This is a genomic window from Leucothrix arctica (genome assembly GCF_003172895.1).
Classification (GTDB): domain Bacteria; phylum Pseudomonadota; class Gammaproteobacteria; order Thiotrichales; family Thiotrichaceae; genus Leucothrix; species Leucothrix arctica.
The window spans coordinates 170,106-191,359 of record NZ_QGKL01000042.1 but is presented as its reverse complement, the minus strand read 5'-3'; the positions used below and the strand labels follow the sequence as shown (position 1 = coordinate 191,359).

The following is a 21,254-nucleotide window of genomic DNA, read 5'->3' as shown; positions in this document are numbered from 1 at the left end:
GCCGGTTGCTTGGCAGTTATGCTGTCATCATGTATCTAACAATCCCGTAAATGTATAACGCGGAAAAGATAATATTGATGTACTTGAGTTGTGGCTCAGAATGAAGCCAAGCATAGCAACCCCAGATTATGCAAAAGGGTAAACTGATGAACAAGGTTAGTGGATACCAGTCTTGTACTATGCAAACCGTACTTAAAATACCCAAGACAAGTGCAGCCCACTTTAGCTTTTGTTCGTAATCAATCAGAATTCTTTCAAACATCTACAACCCCTTAAGAATCTCAGTAGCCGCCAATAACGTTTCATCATTTTTAGCAAAACAAAAACGTACCAACGTAGCGTCTGGCGGCTGCTTACAAAACACAGACACAGGAATCGCGGCTACGCCCTTTTCGTTCACAAGCCACTCACAAAACTCAGTATCACTCATGTCAGGTTGAATGGCGCGATAGTCCATCAACTGGAAATACGTGCCGCCAGATGGGATAAAGCTAAAACGACTGTCTTGCATCACATTATTGAATAAGTCGCGCTTCGCTTGGTAGAAGCCTGCCAACTCATCACAGTGCTCTGGCGCTTGTCGCATGTAATCAGCTATGGCCAACTGCAACGCGGGCGGCGTGGTGAATGTCACAAACTGATGCACTTTGCGAAACTCTGCCGTCAGCGCTGGCGGTGCAATGCAATACGCCACTTTCCAACCCGTTGCGTGATAGGTTTTTCCGAATGATGAAATGACAAAACTACGCTGAAAAAGCTCGTCGTATTTCACAAAACTCAGGTGTTGTTGGCCGTCAAACACAATGTGCTCGTAAACATCATCCGAAATCAGCAAGATGTCCGTGCCTTTGACCAAGTCACATAAGGCATCAATATCCGCTTGCGAGAACACTGATCCCGTCGGGTTGTGAGGCGAGTTCAGAATCATTAAACGCGTTTTAGGGGTAATAGCCGCTTTCACCACGTCCCAGTCGATGCCAAAGTGCGGCGCTTGTAATTGAATATGCACTGGCACACCGCCATTCAACTGCACGGCTGGCACGTAGCTGTCAAAGGCAGGGTCAAAGATAATCACCTCATCACCCGGCGATACCACGCAGGTAATCGCGTCAAACAACGCCTCGGTGCCACCGGAAGTGATGGTGATCTCGTCCTCTGCGGAAACAGTACGGCCATAATGACGCGACACCTTGTCAACAATCGCTTCCCGCAATACCGGCACGCCCGTCATGGGCGGGTATTGATTCGCACCCTGCTCAGTGTGATAGCCCACGCGATCGAGTAAATCTTTCGGGCCATTGTAGTCAGGAAAACCTTGCGACAGGTTAATCGCTTGGTGGTCAGCCGCCATTTTTGACATCACTGAGAATATCGTGGTGCCGATGTTTGGCAACTTGGAAGGTGGGTAGTTCATCGTAGTCTTACTCGTTGGCATGATAAGAAAGTGTATATCAAATTATCAAGTAATTACAAAGGTGAGGTGGTATCAAGAAGACGTGTGAATCATGCGGTGTTTATTTATTCAAGCTTGAAAAACGTCCAAAGCCTGATTAAACACAATAAGCGAATTTTGGATCGACACAATAAGCGAATAATGATACAACATAATAAGCGAATAGAAGAACAACACGATAAGCGAGAATAACCACAATGGCGACACCCTCAGAAAAGTTAGCAAACTCACTGGAAGCCCTCCACCAACTACAAACAAGGGGCCTAGTGGCTATACGCTCTGCTGAACTCTCGCGTACTCACCGCGAACGCCTTATTAAAAATGGTTTTTTAGAAGAAGTCATCAAAGGCTGGTACGTGCCTGCTCGCCCAGACGAAACACTAGGAGAGAGCACCGCTTGGTATGCGTCTTTTTGGCAGTTTTGTGCGGCGTACCTTAATCACTTAAAAGGTGAAAACTGGTGCTTGTCACCTGAGCAATCTATTGCGCTTCATACTGAGAACATGACCGTACCAAAACAGCTACTGGTTCGAGCTGCCAAAGCACGGAACAATGTCACCATGCTACCTCATGGCACGTCTCTGTTAGATATTCGCGCTGCCCTCCCAGAACCCGCTCAAGTCATCATCAAAAACGGGCTGCGCCTATACAGCCTTCCGGCTGCTTTGATCGCCTGTAACAAACACAGCTTTAGGCAAAGCCCAACAGACATGCGCGCCGCACTATCCATGATTAGTGATGCATCAGAAATCTTAGAGCAACTGTTAGAGGGAGGCCACAGTTCTATCGCTGGACGTTTAGCAGGCGCATTTAGGAATATTGGCCGCAATCAAACTGCTGACGATATTGTCAGTACGATGCAAGCCGTTGGGTATGAAGTACGAGAAGTAGATCCATTTGAAGCCAAGTCAAGTCTACGCTTTTCTCAGCGCGAGCAATCTCCCTACGTCAACCGTATACGACTGATGTGGCAAGACATGCGAGAAACAGTCATTGCACACTTCCCTGCTGCACCAACACAGACAATCGATAAAAATGCCTACATGCAGCATGTGGAAGATGTGTATATCACAGACGCCTATCACTCACTTTCTATTGAAGGTTATCGTGTTACACCAGAGCTAATCGACCGTGTCCGTGCAGGAGACTGGGACCCAGAGCAAAATGCAGATGATAAAGAAAGGTTTAATGCCTTAGCCGCCCGTGGCTATTGGCAAGCTTATCAAGCCGTACGAAACAGCATCACGCAAATACTCGATGGGAATAATGCAGGTGAAGTCGTCGGTAACGACCACCGCATCTGGTATCGCGAAATGTTTGCGCCCGGTGTCACGGCAGGTATTCACAAACCTGCTGATCTGGCAGGTTATCGAACTGCCCCCGTTTTTATCCGTCGCTCCATGCACTCACCGCCAAGTAAAGAAGCGGTTCGCGATGCAATGCCTGCTTTTTTTGAGTTATTACAAGCCGAAGAAAATGCCGCTGTTCGCGTCGTGCTGGGGCATTTTATCTTTGTTTATATACACCCTTATATGGATGGTAATGGCCGAACGGGACGCTTTTTGATGAATGCGATGTTGGCCAGTGGTGGCTACCCTTGGACTGTTGTGCCTTTGGAGAAGCGCAGTGAATACATGACGGCGCTTGAAGAGGCTAGTACTAAGCAGGATATAGAGCCTTTTGCGACGTTACTAGGGACGTTGGTTCAAGCGGTTTTAGAGGGTAAGGCGGAAACACCGCTGCCTAGTACTTAGACATAGTTAACACTAACTAGTCCTAAGCTTCATTAAACAAGCTCAATCCGAAGCCGATGCAACAAACACAACGATACAATCTTCATATCTAATATAGTATGAAAAACCCCAAAATATTGGCGGAACGAGATATGTCTCGTATGGAATATCAAACGTATAGACCTCCTCATATCTATACAATAAGCTTGAAAAAAGCTGCTGAATTAAATGAACATCCTGCTTATGATCTTCTGTGCCGAAATAAGGAGCGGGCGAATAATCTACATGAGTCAGAGCAAACTCCATTGAGTCTAAAATTTGACTTTTGCTTACCTTTTTTAAATTGGTAACGGTTACTTCTTTCTCAAATAAAGAGGTGAGGATATTTTCAAAACTACCCTTGTTACCTGTGCTTTGTAGTAACTTTATGGAGACTTCATAATCGCATGATTCGTAATTTATTTTATGAACTACATTTCTGATTAAATCGTTTATCTCTTTTGTACTAATCACTGTTTACTCCCTACACACATCTAAGTATTTGCCACTTTACTTGAAAATACGCTCAGCAAAGTTACGCCAGCCAACAACATCAACGCCATTGCGTTCGTAGTTATCATCACCACCATGCACTAACCAAGGTGTCAGAGCTTCGTCACCTGCAAACTTCGCAGCCTTCTGCCCTGCTTTTATATAGTCTCTAGTCACCGTTGCACCTGACTTAACTTCAATGGTTTGAAGCATTCCATCTTTCTCATAAAGCAGATCTGCTTCGACACCATTGTTATCTCGCCAGAAATACAAATCAGCTGGTTCACCAGCGTTATAACGAGCTTTCAGCGCCTCAGCAACGACCCACGTTTCAAACAACGCACCACGCAATGGGTGTAAGGCCAACACCTCTTCCGAGCGAATACCCAATAACCAACAAGCCAACCCTGTATCCACGAAATATAGCTTAGGTGTCTTGACCAAACGCTTACCGAAGTTCTTGTGATACGGCGGCAATAAATAAACCAGATCACTCGACTGCAATACCGACATCCAAGCCTGAGCCACTTTATTGGTAACACCCGCTTCGCCCGCCAATGCGTTTAGGTTGAGCAAACTGCCCGAGCGCCCTGCACAAAAACGCAAGAACCGCTGAAACGTTGTTAAGTCCTGAACATTTATCAATTGGCGCACATCACGCTCCACATAGGTTGCTATGTAACTGGCAAACCAATCTTGCGCGTTAATAGTCTGAGCATGAAGCGCAGGATAACCGCCCGTGATCAAAATAGAATTCAGGCTACTCGCTGATAAGTTAGGAATCTCTGACGATGCCAATGGCAATAAACGTGTTACACCCGCGCGCCCCGCTAATGACTGTGAAACACCTGCCAGTAAACTAAACTGCTGTGAACCTGTAAGAATGAAGCGCCCTACCTGACGGTCTTCGTCTACCATTCCTTGAAGATAAGAAAACAAGTCTGGCCAGCGTTGTGCCTCATCAAAAATTGCACCTTCACTAAAGCGAGCTAGAAAACCTTTTGGGTCATCTTCGGCAAATAGGCGCTCTGAAGGATCTTCTAGAGTTACGTAGGGTTTGTCAGCGAAGAGTGAGCGCACTAACGTGGTTTTACCTGATTGGCGCGGGCCTGTGATTTCCACTACTGGAAACGACTTCGCGTAGCGGTATATGGCTTTACTTATGTTTCTAGGTATCACTTTTGCCTCAAAAAAGATATATCCACTTGTTGATATGCAACCATTATGTAATCAAAATGAAACCACATTCACTTTAAGAGGTATCACTATGCCTACTATTACAATCAAGAATATTCCTGAAGAACTTTACGAAGCCCTAAAAAGCACCGCTGAAAATCATCACAGAAGTATCAATAGTGAAGTTATAATCAGACTTGAGCAAGCCTTGCTACCCCGCCTGAAAACACCAAAGGATAAGTTAACAAACATCCAAAGACTCCGCGCACAAATTTCACCAAACGTGATTTCTGCAGATGACATTGATGATATTATTAATAACGGCCGAGCATGATTATCGCTGATAAATCAGATCTTATTTACTACTCATGACATTTTACTCTGAGGTTGCTGAAGTACTCCGCCAGATTTCAAAAAGCTGAGTTTCCAACCTCCCTAAACTGCTTTATGGATAACAACAAGTAAATGCTTTGCCCTAGAACAAGCAACATAAAAGTCAGACTGCTTGAAAAAAGTTGAATCCTCCTCAGTAGGCACATCAACAATAATCACAGCATCAGACTCTAGACCTTTAAAGTTTTTCACTGTTGAAAACAGTACACCTTTGCCACTTCGCCAATCATCGATGTCTTCTATAATTTGTATGCCCTTGACAGATAACAGATCATTTAATGAGCTTCGTATTTTTCTATTCGGGCTTAGAATAGCAACCTGTGAAGTTTTTAACTTTCCTTGTTTCACCCATTCAGAAATATAACGTTCAACGCTTCTTCTAATATCAGAATCTAGTTCGAGACTTAAAACAACAGGTTTTGTACCTACTGGCGCATCATCACGTGTGAGAATATCAACATCTAATATGTCACTACACTTATCTGCTATTAACCTTGTATTACGACAGTTAGTCGGTAAATTTAGTGGCTCACCAAGTGCAGGAAGTGCTCCCTTTTCCCCAATATACAAATTTTGTCGTGGATCATAAAACACATACATAGCACCTTTATCTTCTTTAGAATTAATCATTTCTAATGGCATCCACCAATTAGGATAAAAGTCCTGTCCTTCATCCACAATCACAGCATCAAATTTCTCGGTAACCATATCAATGGCATCCATCAGCAAATCAGCAGCTTCATCTTTCCAGAACTGATCAGCGTTCTGGGTTGGTGGAGAGAAGGCCATACCAGCTTTACGAACCCAGTCTGCACATAAGCCATGAAAGTGTTTAACAACGATCTTATCTTTGTACTCAAGGGCTATAGAATCATTTATCCATTTGGCTAAGGTTTTGTTATAACAAACTAATAGCGTCCGCATGCCCTGATCAGCAAATTTTTCTGCTTGTGCCTGTGCCAACATGGTTTTACCAGAGCCAGCAACACCTTCAATACAAGCCCTTTGTTTTTGTCCTAAAAAAGCCAGTAAGTTTTGCTGCTCTTTAGTCAGGCGAAATAACTTTTCTTCCTGCTCTTCTAACTTTCGGAAAAGTACGGGCAATAGGTTAAAACTAGGGGAAATTGCTTTACTAATATTGCTAATATCGTTACTAGAAAGCGGTCTAGGTCTATCTAAGCGTGACCACTGATTTAAAGCAGTAGCGATCCGGCGATCTAAATAAGGTAAGTCACTTGCGGAAAATATTATGGCTGGTTCAGAACCTACTGGCGTGGGGCCGCTATATTCACAGTCAGGAAAAACAACGGCATAGCCAAAGGTGAATGGTAAATTTTTAGCACCAGGGTATCCCCGGAGCATTATCTTATCCTTCAAGTAATGCGTGTTTCGACGAACTTGTTCGAAAGGGTCTTGAATACCTTTTAGCCTACCGCCTCCTAATACTCTACTCCATGTTCTAGAGTGTTCATCATAAGTAATTTCGCCACCTTTAACTTCAAGTACAAGCATCCCATGGCTAGGCAAAATAATAACAAAATCGGTTTCACCTTCCTTGATTGTAGTGTTACCACGATCATTTCGATCCGTTTTAAGCCAAGGATAACTATGATAAATAATGCAGTCATTTGGTAACTGATCAACGAGGAATCGTGCTGTATCACGCTCAGATTTAACCCCTATCTCTTCTATTTCTACCTTTGGTATTAATCTAGCCATGATCTCTAAGTCCTATTTAGTCACTGCAACAGCTTTAGGGAAAAAACTCTCCCAATCAGCTTCTTCTATTTCAATCTTTGTCTTAGGCCCAAAGCCCCTTAATGTGACCAAATAGTATACACGATTAACTTCAGTTTCCTGAAGTCTTGACCAAACATACTTTCCAATAAACCACTGCTCTTGAAAACGTATCAAAACGATAGAGTTCTGTTTCGGCATATCGTCATCAGCGCCAAGAGCTTTAAAGTAGCGTTGTTCTTCAACATCAAGGATAGAATTTTTAAAGCTAATTAATTTTTCAGTACCAGCTTCCAAATTATCAGACAACTGGGTTAGCTGAGTAGCTGAAGGTTTATTGGCAGCCGTAGTGGCATTTGAATAGCGATCTCCAACATAAGGAGTAATTTCTCTTGCCCTGATCATGCCTAAAAACTGCTGATATATTGTTAGCGGTATTTTTCCACCTTTAACATGCACACCCATTTCAATATTCTTATCTAGAGCTGCAGCAGTTAAGTTTGCACTAGTTATAAATGCTGTTTTTTGATCTGCAACTACACACTTAGCATGGACTCGCGCAAAACCACCTGCAATGGTTTCTCTGTTTTCTCTAGGCCAGATATAAAGAATTAACTCTGGTATTTCAGTTTGAAGACGCTTGATAGTATCTTGAAAATTACCAGCTCCGTCTTTATCTTCTGACTCTAGCAACATACGCACATCAACATCCCTAGCAAGCGCTCGCACTATAGCTTCTTCAACAGCAGGTACCTTAACAAGGACAAAGGAAATAATATAAAGTGATGTGTGTGCAGAGTTGATCAACTCTAAAAGAATTTGCTCAGAATGCCTGATAGGAACCTGATTAAAATCTGGACCAGTCCAGACTAGCTGAACCTGTTCTCTAGCTTTTTCTGATAGATAACCATGTGACGCACCTTTTAATATTCCTGCCAGCTCATCAGATGTGCAACCAAGTCGCGACCACTCCCTAAGTACAAAAATCAGAGACTTATTCGCAGCCTCGGTAGCAAAAAAATTCTTTAGTGTTGACGCGTCCTCCAAGGAGCAAGATTTTATAGAAGACGCAAGCGCGTTAATTTTATTTGGGTGCTGATCAATGACCAACTCATAAACAGCATCAAGAAGTTTATTCATTAGTTAAATCATTAAAAAATGCTGCATGTGGATTGTCTAGAGTTGCAACGACTAAGGCCCTATCTAGATAGAGATTCCCACGTTCACAAGACGTTTCCGCTGCAAAAGCACAAGCGTGGCAGGCAGCAGCATGAAGTGTCCTATCTTTCTGAGGCTCATGCTCTGAACACAAAGGATCTGAAGAACATATTTTGGCTCGATTAATAGCCTGATCCAAAAGACGTCCCAAACTATCAGGCTTACCTAGTTCAACCAAGCCTCCAAGTGTGCCATCAGAGTCAGCCGCTGCTGTATAGATTAGAATCCCTGCCTGCGACTTACCATCACTAGTGTCCGCATAAATGCGCTCTCGAATACTGGCTGCATTGTAACCACACTCTAACGCCAGCTCCCTAATTAAAAGGTGTGATAAGGTATGCAAAAGCACATAACGTATCCCTGGGTAACCTTTATCTGGGTCAAGTTTTCTTGAGTTCCGCCAACCCTGATGACCTTCGAATAACTTTTCACTCAAGGCTTTAACGGCAGGCTTTTCTTCCCATACCTTGAGTCTATCTTCAGCAAAACGAATGAATACACCTTCACCATGTACCTGACTTGCAGGTATCCAATCCGGCGTATCATTACACAGCGCAGCCATTGGTGGCTGCTCATCAGGATCATTACTTTCTTCCGGCGCTTCTACACGTGTGAAACCAATTAACGCATTAACTTCTCGTAAACGTTTTAACAACAACACATTAGAAATTTGAGCTTTGTAACTGGCTGGCACTTCTGTACTTTCGCTTAAAAAATGAGGCCAATCCGTTGGAGGATTAGGTTCAATGAACACATCCCACTCTGGCCCTTTTATATCATCCTGTGTGACAGTGTTATCAATATCGCCATTTTGTATTGCTTCTACAACCGCCCATACTTCGTCGGGTGTGTATGCACTAATACCGGGTAAAATCGCATTTTTAACCATAACTTTGAGAATTGCTTTTACTTCAATAAGTGATTCAACATCAACAAAGTTATCCCATCCATCCTGAACCAACTGAATGATAGGATCACGAGCAAGTGGGATGGCTAAGGCGGACAAAGTAATTGGGAACCAGCTATTTGTTGCACCTAAAAGAACTCCACGAGGCTCTTCATCGCAATCACTGTCATAACGATCAAGGTGCGGATGACGACCTCGACAGGCAGGTAGGTTTTCTTTGCCTGACTTACCAAAAGCCTGAGCCATGTTTCTTTTCGCATCACAACCATCACATTTTATCCAAAGGTTCTCAGTCTGTAGTGAAGCCCCACTTTCGAAAAAACGTAATCCGGCAGTACAATCAGTTTGTCCACCATGAACATAATAACGCCAAGGAAAATCATCTAAGTGACCATTCCGACAAGCCAATAAAAAACGAGCAGGTACAGCATCTGCATCACGTGCTGGCTTATCTCCTTCTGAGCCACAACAAGACTGATGAACAAAGCGCGTGTTCTCAGGGCGGTAACGGCTTTCTTTCACCTTAAAGAGACCGGAGTCATACTCCGCTAACATTCCACATTTGACGCATCTCAACCACCTAGGAAAAGGCCTAACAGGTACGCCAACACGAGCCTCAGCCGACCAGGGGTCGACTTTATCCGCTTTAACAAACGGTGGCATCCGCATGGTCTCTACTTGCGAGCCAAGTACTTTCTGTACAGCAGCTAATAACCTAGCCTCAACAATCGGAGGGCAGCGGTCCTTCTCCCAGCGATCAATTCCTAACGTCACAACAGATAAACTAGGCATATCAATTAAAGCACCCGGCCCATAAGTCCAAAGCAACTGAGTTGGTCGCACTTCCCCTACAGGAGTAATGTTTGAGGTGTCTTTAAACTTCTTACTCATCCTCAGCTTCCTTGTTTTTTACAATCTGTGCTTTCCAATTGGGGCCAGCGTCGAGCATATTGGTATTCATTTGCAACTTAACCCCAGGCTCTACCTCTCTCATCGACATAGGGACTGTAAATCTGTCCCATTCTTCAACTCCGGGTGACTTTATCAGTCTCACCTTAGAGTCAATTTTTTTACCTCTTTTTTCATAAGCAACAGTACGACCCGCAACTGCATTTTCTTTAACCCATTCATCTATACGTTGTTTAATTGACGCCTCAGCAAGCTGTTGAGCTTCTGCACTTTCTGCCACCATTGACACTCGATCGGTAATCAATTTAGTTATCTCATTTACTATCGGGTCAGTAGTGCTTTTAAGAGCTGACGCACCATCATTAGGATTTAACTCATCATTGTTAAGCCGCATCAGGCTTAACATGGCACCAGTCAAACCTCTGTCCATCGCTCTAGGAGAGAACGGTGTGACAGACTGGGCTTCAACGTGCTTATAAAAAGTAGCGTGGTAATGCTCAAATGTTTCGTAATGTGATAAGTCACGTGGTCTTGCCCAAGTAAGCACAGTACATACCAAGCCCGGAAAACTTCTCCCTACCCGACTGGTTGCTTGAATATATTCAGCGGTACTTTTAGGCTGCCCATTAACAGCCATCACACCTAAGCGATTAACATCGACTCCTACCGATAACATATTGGTAGCGAGAACCACATCAATCGCACGACTTTCACCTTCTTTCCACTTAGTAACAAATTTTTGCTTCTCATCATCAAACTCAGCACGGAAAGGCACCTCAAGCTGGTCAAGATACTTAGGAATGTCTTGACTTGAAACACGCGAAGTTAGCTCCTTAATATTATTCACGCTGCGCTGAGATAACCCAGGTCGATCAACTAGACTCATCTGCACTCGATACGAACGTGTTTGCACATCATCCTCGGCCAGACGTTTCATACCACCCAGTTCACGCAATGAGTTAAAGTATCCAACGCTAGTCATATAGGGATCAGCCACCCTGCCGAACTGGTCAAACAACGCTTGTGAAGCCGTCAAAAACGCAGTGTATACGCGAATCAACACGGCAGGTCTTGCACTCCCTGGTGAACAAACACCGAGATAGCGACGACCATACTGTTGCTCAATTGGCCGTTGTACTGAAAAGAAGTTATCTTCAATATCTAAACCATGCGGAGGAAATATTGCGACTTTACGATTAAACACGCCACTGACCTGCTCTTTCGCTTTTCTGACAGTAGCTGTAGAGGCGATAATTTTAGGCTTAACACTTATGCCATCAAGATCCCAAGTCGTTAGCTCATCAATCGCTGTTTCATACAAGCCAACCATAGTTCCTAACGGTCCACTTATTAAGTGAAACTCATCTTGGATAATTAAGTCAGGTGGTCTTATTGGCTTTATTACCTTAGCTTTGGTAGCCGCCAAAGTAGGCGTCTTAGGATGGTTGCCGGTACAATCGCCATCAGGCCACAACAAACCATGTCGCTCGCACTCAAGACTGGCTTTGCCAAATAAAGTACGGGTTTGCCCACGCCAAGCCATCATTGCAAACTTATCAACTGTTGCAATCATCATTGAAGGTGGGCGATGGTAAATTTCTTCATCCACTACCAGTACTGGTAAACCTGGATGAGCAAATTTAGCCGTCTTAGCTTTTGAAAAATCACAACGTCCTTTTTTATCCCCGCAGTAAATCGAAGTCTGCAACTTATGGGTATTCACCTCAATGTGTTTACTTGGGTCTATCTCAGTTCCACACCAAGGGCAACTAGTCAGCTGTGCTGGTGACGAACTACCTGCATTGAATTTATCAGGGTTACGAATATCCTTGATTGACTGGTGGCTTGCATCTGTTGTACCTGGGGATACCTTATTCCCGACCCACAACCCGATAGTAAATGGCTGCTCCCCTAAACTGACATCGCCCTTAGCGATAGCATCACGTCGAATGACTTCCATTGCGCAGATTAATGCTGTCGCTCGCTGAAATTGCTGCAACGTCAATAAACGCAAGGTATAACGCATAATTACCGCTAGACCTCGGCTGGAGTCGTAGCCACCCAAACTTCCTTGAAAACGGCGAATCGACATAGTAAATGCAGCGACGCCTAAATAAGCCTCGGTTTTACCACCACCAGTAGGAAACCAAAGTAAATCAGCAAAAGCTTCGGCAGGGCTAATTCTGTCAGGATGCTTGGGGTTTGCCAGCGCTGGAATTGACAATAATAAAAAGGCTAACTGAAACGAACGCCATGAGTAATTTTTGGGATCACTCCACAGCTCATCCAGTTTAATTTTTTTACCTTGCCGTAACTTCAAAGCATAAATACTTTGTACACGTTGTTTAGCCATTGCCTGATTAGCAAAGCGAAAAGCTTTCAATGCCTCTTCGTTACTCTCGTCAGCCAATACAGCAATACCTTCTTGCAAGCGTAAGTTAATTTCCTTACAACTTGCCATTGCACGTTTAGCTGAATCATCATGGCCATTTACATCAACACCCACTCTAGCAAGCTGCTCAGCAATCCAGATAGCATAGTCGTCAGTCATTAATGTTAGAGCACTAACCAACTCATTACGCGTCATTGCCGCTAGGCGGGTCATATCTAAATAGCCATCATTAACCATGGTCTTTAGAGCGGTTCTGTCCTCAGAACGCAAGCCGGGCACCTCAGTAATAGGCACTTCGTACTCTGGCATGATGACGGTTTTGATAGTGGTTGCCAGTTCAACATTTGCACTGTCCACAGAAGCATGGACGGCTACACCATGTCCCACTGCAAACTCTACTTGCTTACGATAAATCATCTCAAGCGATGCACGTTCCCAGTCGCTTTCGTTAGTACTCATTACTGGCCGTCGGCGAAAGATAGGATCCCCATCGCTTAAAGAGCGCACAATTATTTCAGGTTGAAACAACCAAGCAGTGTCACGGTTTGATGGTGGTTCAACTTGGGTATTGACCAAAAACAACGTCACCAAGCGATCACCGTTTTCATTAGGCTCTCTTACAGTCCCTTGGACTACAACATTGGGTTGCTCTTTATCTGGGCTAAGAGGGTTAATGACGCCAGTTGTTAATGGTAGTAGAACAGTTTTTCCACAAGGTATACGCTGCCAAACTTTAACTTTCTGACCACGTTTTTCCTCTCCCGTTTCTGGGTTTTTGGTCGTTTTATACATTTCATGATCATAAAACCGCTCGTAGCACCCCCAAAGGGCTTCCACCTCAATTTGATCGACGTCTCCAGCAACACAAAAAGTCATTCCCATGCTTGAAGGTATCAATGACTGATTGCTGGCTGCATCAACTTCTTCATTTGACTCAGGGTCAGGAGAAGCATTATTGGTAGGGGTGTCAGGTTTGACGGCTTGAGCTTTTACAACCAAATCATCAGGTGCCTCGTCATCATCACTAGAGCCATCAATACCAAAACCACCGCTTTTATCAGTAGAGTCCAATGGCGCTAAGCGACCGAGCAGATAACGGTCGCGGACACTCATATCGAGAATCTGCTCTGAAGGGCCGTTAGCGGGCCCTAAGAGATCATCCATTACCGCATTCTGTAAAAGGTCACGCACATAGACGTCATCCTCTATCAACGGAATCTCTGCAATGGTTTTATGGAATAGTTTAGGGAGCGCTTCAACAAATCCAATCCACTCTAAGCGGGACATATGGCCTGATTTTGGCGGCCTAAGCTCTGCTGAACTCAATGGTATTGGCGCATCAGCCATAAAGTGCTTATCAAAAAAAATCGTGGTGGAGTCTAAGGTGCTGCGCTGACAATACACTCTCCCCACACTAATCGCTTGCAAAGCTTTATTGGTCAACAGTACCCACTCACCGGGCTTCACACTTTTATACAGCTCTTTTTGTCCTGATAGCTGATAAATATACGGCGATATATTTTCTATTTCGTGCTGAATAACTATATACGCACCATTTTCTATCCAAGGTTTTGACTCAGTCATAATAGGCCTACAAGTTGATTCGTGAAAAATATAATGCTACTCAAAAATATTAATCTGCTGGCTTGTCACTGGGGAGTTATTGTTTTTTTTATTAATTTTACTACCTTTTAATTGACCCTTTGACCTTTCCTTATTTAGCGTTAACAGTCGTGAATAAATTTCTTCACGTGCTTGGTCACAGATTGTAAACCTCATGCTTTTTCCGGTAGGTAAGTATGCCAGCCTATAAAATCCATGCTTCATTGATATATCTGACCACCCATAAGCTTTCAAGACTGCTTCATCTAATTTCACTTGTAACCGACACAATTCTTTAATTTTTGAATCCGAGCACTCCTTGTCGTGGAACAAATTATACAAGCCTGTTACGCCAATATCCCTGCTACGCATAATCACCTTCCTTAATGATTCATATTCGGCACCAATTTCATATAAAACTTCCATACCATTTATGTTCTCAGGAAACGGGAAGGTTCTTAATGAATCGGATGGGGTGTACCTTTGTGTTTCACCCAACTTTGAACTATTTGCAACTACCCATAACCAATGTGCATTAGATTGAAGACAAGCAAAAATTGCTCTAGATGAACTTGTAAACACAACCATTGGAGCGGAAAAAACTTGATTTGAAGGAACAATTGCCGGGCAAATATACTTTGATGGAGATGGGTGCACTATTACCTCATCTAAACTGGATATTTTTTTATACATTTTTTCACTTCTTTCGGCATACATCCACCACCTTAAACGCCTCGAATCCCTCTTAACTTTATGTCTTTCCGGATAAACCTTATTTTTCACATGAAGATAACAAGGCCCGTATTTTTTAGTATCTTCTTCTGTTCTATTTCCAAAGTTTATTACCATCTGGGTCGCACGCTGACTGGGTTCACTAGTGACATCCTCACCTCTTAAAATAGGTGCTATTACATCTATGCATTCGGGGCATTCTTTCAAATAGTTATCAGCCTCTAATTTCGACAGTTTAAAACCTTCACCGCTTAACTGCGAACCTATATACGCCAGTCCATCGTTTTCTGATAAAGCTGAGACTTTATATGATCCAACAATATTATCATTTTGCAAATCTAGTTTCGAGTTGTATAACGAGCCGCTCCATTTTCCTTTTCTAATCCAGATCAATGATATAATTACTGCCGCTTGGCCCGGCCAACTCAAACTCACCTCCCTATCAAATATTTTCCCCTTATTTTCGATGACACTCTCCAGCCCAACTTCTCTATTATCTCCTTCAGCAAGACTCTTTGTTCCAATTAAACCAAGATTCGATTCAACTCCAAGCAATGAAAATGCTCGCATAAAGAAATATACACAAAGATCTGCACTACCTCTCTTTTCGTCGACAATATAGTTCACTAAAAATTCTCGATAAGCCTTACCAAATACATCGGTTAATTTTTGTCCTCCTAGAAATGGAGGGTTCCCGACAACAGCATCAAACCCTTTGGCAGATCCATTAAACACCTCGGGAAATTCTAGGCACCAATGAAAAGGCTTTATAATCTTCGAGCCACTTTGTAAATTATTATTCAAGCCTTTATTCACACGTTTTTTTAAGCTAAAAACAGCATCTTTGTCACCATTAAATACTTGACCAGACTCAATGGAGAGTGTCGAAGAATTTGGAGTCTTTCCCCCTGCCTTTAGAGTCTCAACCACCAAAGCATCAGCAACTAACTCAGGCAGCTCTAGCTTCTCTCGCACTTGTTGATCTAGATTTGCCATTACATCAATATCGTGAATATCAAATATTCGTCTTTTTCTTAACTCTAAGCGCAAAGTTATGACATTTTTTACTGCCTCTTCAACTTTCTGCGAAAACAATTGTTTGCTAACACCTCCGCCCTCACTTAATTTGGTCGGGTTAAAGTTAAGGTAAGACAGCTGTTCAATATTAGTAACACCCAATAAGCTATCGCCACATTTGAGATTGTGATCTAAAAAACCAAAAGGCCTGTTTTTTGCTAAAGTAACTAGCCAAATTGAAAGTTTTGCCAGTTCTACAGCAAGGGGATTTACATCGACGCCGTAAAGGCAACGCTCGCTGATCAGGCGACGAGCAATAAGGTGACGCTCTTCTGCATCATGAGTTAAGAGTTCAATATCTTCTGAATCTTCAACAGCGATGCCATCAAGGGTAATCACCTTTCCCGTAAGTTCAGCTTGTGCCCATGACTCAAGTAAACGGTCCGACAAATAGCGACAAACTTGAACCAAAAAGGCTCCAGATCCCATTGCCAAATCGCATATCTTTAAATCAAGAAATCTATCTGGGGGGATAACTTGCCAGACTTGCCTCTCTTTCCCTTCAGAAGGGCCGATGTAAACAATCGAATCTAGGGCTTTTTTTACGATGGATTCCGTTAATAATTTTGGTGTGTAATGAGCCCCTGTTTCTCGTCTATCAGACCCCGTAGTAACAATAAATGTGTTTTTCAAATACAGAAGGGGGTTATTCCAAGCATCCATTCGCAAGAAATTATAATATGGGATAATCCGATCTCTCATATCAGTATCATTTTGACAAGCCAGAAGTAGTTTATCTGCCTCGTCCTCGGACACATTTTTTGCAAGATCATTTGAAATACGTGTAGCAGAACTGCCGGTGCGTTCTTTTAGTAATTCCTTGACAGCTACAGAACCGTCCAGCCTAGCTGATTCTAACTCCCCTAACAGTAACCAGGTTTTTTTTGCATTCTTAGTAGCTTTCAGCTCTAGGGTGACATCAGGCGAACGAATAACCGTGCGCTCCAGTAATCCCTCATAAACATAACCAATCTGCTCAACGTCTAGTGCACGGTATGAAAGCGTTCGACCTTTGAATATTTGTATTGCATCAAGAAAGAGTAAAACCGTTCGATTATCGATAGGAAGTGGGCGTGCTGCATCGACCTTCCAACTAGAACCTTTAGATCTTCCTTCAAGGAAAGGAAAGCGATCAGGATCAAATAGTGAACCACCCAAAGCAGGCATCCGCATATCTTCATGCTCCACCCCGCCATAAACAGCACGAAAGACAGCCAGTAGCCGTGCCCAAGCATTATTACGGTATGAGAGAACCTCTTCACCATGTAAACCTGCCTCATCACGCAACTTCATTCGCAAAGTCGAAACAGCGTAATTCGCTTCATAGGTTTCATCACCCAATAAGAGCAAGCCTCGCTCTTCCGCACAAAGTAAAAATACCAAGCGCATCATATAGGTTAGACCTGCTTCGTATAATTCACTGGGTTCGACCCCATCCAATAACTCACCATTTGAGTCGTTATTGATACGATCGATTGATTGAATTAGCACTTCAACGGCACGCTGTACTTGCGCACCGAGTGTTTCAGTTACTTCATCTTGGTGCTTAAGTGAGTTATCTAATAACTCAGTCAGTTTTTGGCCTTCCAAACCAAAGCCACTAAATACCGTTCTAATATTTAATAAACTGAAAAAAGCTTTTAGAGTAACTGGCTCCTGACTCCACAACCTTGCATACCAACTAGCATAACTGGTGATACCTCCCTCTGGGGCATCTACAATCATCCACTGCTCACCATTAGTTACCAAACCTAGTCGTGTGCCAGTAGCACGGCAGAGGTGACTCATCCGCTCTGCGGGAGTAGTGGACCAAGCATCTCCGACTACCACATTGTTTAGGTCAACATGAGCAGGGTAGCTAACCACTAATAAATATGGCTTGTCAGTATCGTTACCAAACAAAGCATAATCAGGTTTTAGGGTCAGGTTATGCTCTAACAGATCTAGCTTCAAACTTGGCGGCACATCCACCCCAGCTTTTAACTCCTCTCCTTCGTCATCTTCATCCCACTCAAGCCCTGTTTTTAAAACCCAGTTTATCCATTCCTCATGTAGTTTGGCTTGCAGCTCATCTTCGGTATCCAAGGCCTCACGCCACTCATCATAGGTCTGGCGGAAAGCTTGCTTTTTCGATGTTTCTAAACCCTCTAAACCCTGAGGAAACGCTTGGTCTAGAATTGGCTCTGCCAAGAAAGCACCAGAGATTTCAATAAGTGAAAGCCATTCAGCATGAATACTCATTGTGCTCCTCCAGCCATAGATTGTGGTACTAAGAATATTACTGCGACAGGGAAAGTTCGGGCGACATAATCTGCATACCTATGTTCGATAGCATGGACTTCATGCTCACGCTCTTCAGGTATTCTGCTAAGTCGCGCACTCAAGGCATCCAAATCTCGTCTTACCTGAGTACGCTCATCTTCACTAAAAAGTAATAACTGTTCGGGTTCATCGGAACTGTTTAGCTCCTTCTTAATAGCTGCCTCAAGCTCATCAAGAACTGTGGTTATATCTGCAACTTCTCTCTCTTTACGATTTTTAAGCGTGTTTTCCAGATCTTTTAATCGCTCTTTAGAGCGAGCTTCAATAGTGTTTTGAAGCGCAGACTGATTATGATCAAAACGTTTTGCTAACGCACTATGAAGGTGAGCGGGCACTTTAACCGCAGTTGATTGCTCTAACCAATCATTTATTTTAGTCACACCACGTTCTCTGTTATAACTTTTGTCTTTCAGATAACCACCTGCGTAAGTGATTTCTTCATGCAAGCGATGATGATTTCCACCTGTTATAACCAGTCTTGAAACTACAAGTACACCAATGCCATCGATTTTATCATCGGGCAAAGTACGTAAAGCTACGCGATACATCTTTTTATTTGGATCGCCTTCTTGAGCCCATACTTGTGCTCGTAATAACCTCAGACACATTTGTACTAAGCGATGATTCAGATGCACTAAGACCACGTCATCACGCCCTCTCGCAACTTTATGGTCAAAGGTTATAGGTCGAGTCTTTCCGGTAAAAGGATGATTAAGACCCCTTGTACACTCTGCCCAAGTGCCTATTAATTCAGGCATAAGAAAGATACTGCCGCTTGGAGTATCTTTTAATTCAACTGGTTTTAACGGAGGCTTTTCAGCAACCGCTAAACCTGTTTGCACTGCTGCTAAAACATGCTCAGGGGTTAAATGGAAATCTTGTTGGGTTTCTAGTAGCTGTTGATGAAGTTTATTGATTTTTTCTTTCAACTGACGCTCGGCCTTAACGTATTTTCGCGCTTTCTGTGTTTTCGCTTCTGCTTCACGTGTATCAAGCTCTTTTATAGTACCTTCTACTAGCCCTGACATCTGAGGTGCAATAACAGGGTTAACACTCCCCATATCCTCACGCATCGACTCTAATTTTCTTAGTGCACGAATGATGTCATCTTTATGACCACCGACAGATTGACCGTTTCCATCACCAGCATCAATTGGATGCCAAATCAACACTTCACTAGCCTTCTGGCCATGACGATCTATTCGACCATTACGTTGCTCCATAACGTTAGGGTTATATGGAATCTCTAAATGGATAAGACAATGACAGTGATTTTGTAAATCGATACCTTCTGAGGCAGCGTCAGTTGCAAGCAGTATTCGTACTGGAGAGTCTTCGGGAGATGTTTGAAAGGCGGCTTTTATGACTTCACGCTCGTCCTGATCCATACCACCATGAATAATATCTAGACGATCGCCGCCATAGCCATTTTCCGTAAGGATTTTTTGCAGCCATTGTTGAGTGCTACGGTACTCTGTAAACAGAATGACGCGAACCTGACTCCATTCATTATTATTTTTTAGGTTTTCCTCTATCCACTGACAAATTGCCTTAGCCTTTGAGTCAGATTGGTGCTGTGCTCGCTGGGCCCAGCCACGTAGTTGTTTGATTAACTGGCTTTGCTCTTTTGTGAAAGGGAAACTTCGCCTACTCGCTTCTTCCACAGCTTCGTTTTGTGCATCTTCATAATCTTGATCTTTGGCATAATCTTCTTCAGCTCTTAGTATGGCTTTTCTAAGAATACGTTCCTCTATTACCGTCGTTTGTTTCTTCTTACCGCCACTATGAACTGTATTAATATGCTTTTCTAAAGTGGAGGCAAAAGCAGCAGGTGAAGAGAATAAGCGCTTTTTCAATAAGCCATTAACAAACTTTGTACCGATAGCCTTTTTATCTTCACTAGTATCTGCCTCCCTGCTAGCACAATAATCATTAAGCAGTTTATGAATGTTGCGCTCTTCGTCAGTATAGTAGATCTCAAGCGCTTGTAGTTTTCGAGGAGGATAGAGAGGCTTGCCTTCAGCATCGACTAAGTCTGTTTTTAGACGACGTACCATGGCACGTTGTAGTTGCTTTTCATCTGGTAGGATATTTCGTGAAAAACGTTGATCATCTAGCAACTCTAATAGCGAGGTAAATGACTCGGTATACCCGTTATGCGGCGTAGCCGTTAGAAATAATTTATGCTGAAAGTGCGGTGCAATTTCGCGAATCATACGAGTACGCAAGCTTTCTAAAGCATAGTTGGTAGAACCTGCTGGAGCTACATTATGCGCTTCATCTACCACCAAAATATCAAACTTACGAGGGTATTTTGCATGAGCAGGGATTATTTCACGAAGCAATCGCAGTGGCTCTCCACTTTTAATCCAATCTTGGGAAGCGATCAGCCGTGGGAATGATGTCCAAGGGTTAGCATGAATACCACGGTCTCGACGTAATTGGCGAATATAGTCGGTATTAACCACTTTGAAATCCAGACCAAACTTCTCTAACATTTCATCCTGCCACTTAAGCTGCAGGGAAGCCGGACAAATGATTAATACCGAACGTGCTCTATGGCGTAAGAGTAACTCTTGTATTACCAAACCAGCTTCAATTGTTTTACCTAAACCGACGTCATCCGCAATCAGTAAGTTTGCACGAGCCATACTGATGGCACGAACCAATGGATCTAGCTGAAAGTCTTCAATGCTAACACCACTGCGAAATGGTGCTTGTAAAAAGCCACGATCAGCATTTGTAGCTGCTCCCCAACGCACAGCGTCTAGGAAAGCATCTAATCTATCGGCATCATCAAAGCCAGTGATCTCAGGAAGTCCTGATTTTTCGATAACATGCGCGCCTGGTTCAATCTCCCAAACCACTTGTAACTCTTCACCTAAACCATCTTCATCTATCGATGATAACGTCACCAGGTGTTGCTTAGGATAACCGCTATTTACAGGCTCTGATGCGACAATATCGGCAACTATCCACTGTCTACGACGCACTTCGACTAACTGACCAGATTCAGGCGTGGTCAAAACTACCTGTTCAAGACTATTCATGTCCTTACTCCCCTATATTATT

At 43.3% G+C, this 21,254-nt stretch carries 12 protein-coding genes; 2 read left to right on the top strand and 10 right to left on the bottom strand.

All coding sequences use genetic code 11. The features are described from left to right. Positions 1 to 16: 16 nt before the first annotated feature. Complete coding sequence (locus DKT75_RS17950; RefSeq protein ID WP_109825354.1) at positions 17 to 262, bottom strand: peptidase; 246 nt, start codon at positions 260 to 262, stop codon at positions 17 to 19. After that, positions 263 to 1,414 (bottom strand): pyridoxal phosphate-dependent aminotransferase, encoded by a 1,152-nt coding sequence (locus DKT75_RS17945; protein WP_109825352.1) that lies wholly within the window; start codon positions 1,412 to 1,414, stop codon positions 263 to 265. It abuts the gene before it with no gap. A gap of 236 nt (positions 1,415 to 1,650) precedes the next feature. Between DKT75_RS17945 and DKT75_RS17940 the strand changes: the two genes are divergently transcribed. Next, a complete protein-coding gene (locus DKT75_RS17940; RefSeq protein ID WP_109825350.1) occupies positions 1,651 to 3,207 on the top strand; it encodes a Fic family protein in 1,557 nt (518 codons plus the stop codon). Between the two features lie 42 nt (positions 3,208 to 3,249). Here DKT75_RS17940 and DKT75_RS17935 read toward each other — a convergent pair whose 3' ends face one another. Together DKT75_RS17935 and DKT75_RS17930 are read right to left on the bottom strand one after the other, a co-directional pair. Then, positions 3,250 to 3,699 (bottom strand): hypothetical protein, encoded by a 450-nt coding sequence (locus DKT75_RS17935; protein WP_109825348.1) that lies wholly within the window; start codon positions 3,697 to 3,699, stop codon positions 3,250 to 3,252. 36 nt (positions 3,700 to 3,735) lie between these two features. Next, entirely contained in the window at positions 3,736 to 4,839 is a 1,104-nt protein-coding gene (locus DKT75_RS17930) for an ATP-binding protein (RefSeq protein WP_211665486.1), read from the bottom strand. Between the two features lie 28 nt (positions 4,840 to 4,867). On the opposite strand from DKT75_RS17930, the gene DKT75_RS17925 reads away from it, so the two are divergent. After that, on the top strand, positions 4,868 to 5,227 hold the full coding sequence (locus DKT75_RS17925) for a FitA-like ribbon-helix-helix domain-containing protein (protein ID WP_211665485.1): 360 nt from the start codon (positions 4,868 to 4,870) through the stop codon (positions 5,225 to 5,227). A gap of 101 nt (positions 5,228 to 5,328) precedes the next feature. Here DKT75_RS17925 and DKT75_RS17920 read toward each other — a convergent pair whose 3' ends face one another. From DKT75_RS17920 to drmD, 6 genes are read right to left on the bottom strand one after another with little or no spacing between them, the layout of a single operon-like run. Next, positions 5,329 to 7,005: a nuclease-related domain-containing DEAD/DEAH box helicase gene (locus DKT75_RS17920; protein WP_109825344.1), complete on the bottom strand. Its 1,677-nt coding sequence runs from the start codon at positions 7,003 to 7,005 to the stop codon at positions 5,329 to 5,331. A 12-nt stretch (positions 7,006 to 7,017) separates the two neighbouring features. Continuing rightward, positions 7,018 to 8,163 carry a DISARM system phospholipase D-like protein DrmC gene (gene drmC, locus DKT75_RS17915; RefSeq protein WP_109825342.1) on the bottom strand — a complete coding sequence of 382 codons (1,146 nt, stop codon included), beginning with the start codon at positions 8,161 to 8,163 and terminating at the stop codon, positions 7,018 to 7,020. Next, the gene (gene drmB, locus DKT75_RS17910; RefSeq protein WP_109825340.1) at positions 8,156 to 10,039 is read right to left on the bottom strand and encodes a DUF1998 domain-containing protein; all 1,884 of its coding nucleotides are present in this window, start codon (positions 10,037 to 10,039) and stop codon (positions 8,156 to 8,158) included. The genes drmC and drmB overlap by 8 nt, the downstream gene beginning before the upstream one ends. Further along, on the bottom strand, positions 10,032 to 14,033 hold the full coding sequence (drmA, locus tag DKT75_RS17905; protein ID WP_109825338.1) for a DISARM system helicase DrmA: 4,002 nt from the start codon (positions 14,031 to 14,033) through the stop codon (positions 10,032 to 10,034). The genes drmB and drmA overlap by 8 nt, the downstream gene beginning before the upstream one ends. A 36-nt stretch (positions 14,034 to 14,069) precedes the next feature. After that, positions 14,070 to 18,101, bottom strand: a complete 4,032-nt coding sequence (locus tag DKT75_RS17900; protein WP_211665484.1) for an Eco57I restriction-modification methylase domain-containing protein — start codon at positions 18,099 to 18,101, stop codon at positions 14,070 to 14,072. Beyond that, positions 18,098 to 21,232 (bottom strand): DISARM system SNF2-like helicase DrmD, encoded by a 3,135-nt coding sequence (gene drmD, locus DKT75_RS17895; protein WP_109825336.1) that lies wholly within the window; start codon positions 21,230 to 21,232, stop codon positions 18,098 to 18,100. Before drmD ends, DKT75_RS17900 begins: the two co-directional genes overlap by 4 nt. Positions 21,233 to 21,254 lie beyond the last annotated feature (22 nt).

Coding starts and splice junctions, on each gene's coding strand:
- DKT75_RS17950 (WP_109825354.1), bottom strand. CDS start 262: ATGTTTGAAAGAATTCTGATTGATTACGAACAAAAGCTAAAGTGGGCT.
- DKT75_RS17945 (WP_109825352.1), bottom strand. CDS start 1,414: ATGAACTACCCACCTTCCAAGTTGCCAAACATCGGCACCACGATATTC.
- DKT75_RS17940 (WP_109825350.1), top strand. CDS start 1,651: ATGGCGACACCCTCAGAAAAGTTAGCAAACTCACTGGAAGCCCTCCAC.
- DKT75_RS17925 (WP_211665485.1), top strand. CDS start 4,868: ATGGCTTTACTTATGTTTCTAGGTATCACTTTTGCCTCAAAAAAGATA.
- DKT75_RS17920 (WP_109825344.1), bottom strand. CDS start 7,005: ATGGCTAGATTAATACCAAAGGTAGAAATAGAAGAGATAGGGGTTAAA.
- drmC (WP_109825342.1), bottom strand. CDS start 8,163: ATGAATAAACTTCTTGATGCTGTTTATGAGTTGGTCATTGATCAGCAC.
- drmB (WP_109825340.1), bottom strand. CDS start 10,039: ATGAGTAAGAAGTTTAAAGACACCTCAAACATTACTCCTGTAGGGGAA.
- drmA (WP_109825338.1), bottom strand. CDS start 14,033: ATGACTGAGTCAAAACCTTGGATAGAAAATGGTGCGTATATAGTTATT.
- DKT75_RS17900 (WP_211665484.1), bottom strand. CDS start 18,101: ATGAGTATTCATGCTGAATGGCTTTCACTTATTGAAATCTCTGGTGCT.
- drmD (WP_109825336.1), bottom strand. CDS start 21,232: ATGAATAGTCTTGAACAGGTAGTTTTGACCACGCCTGAATCTGGTCAG.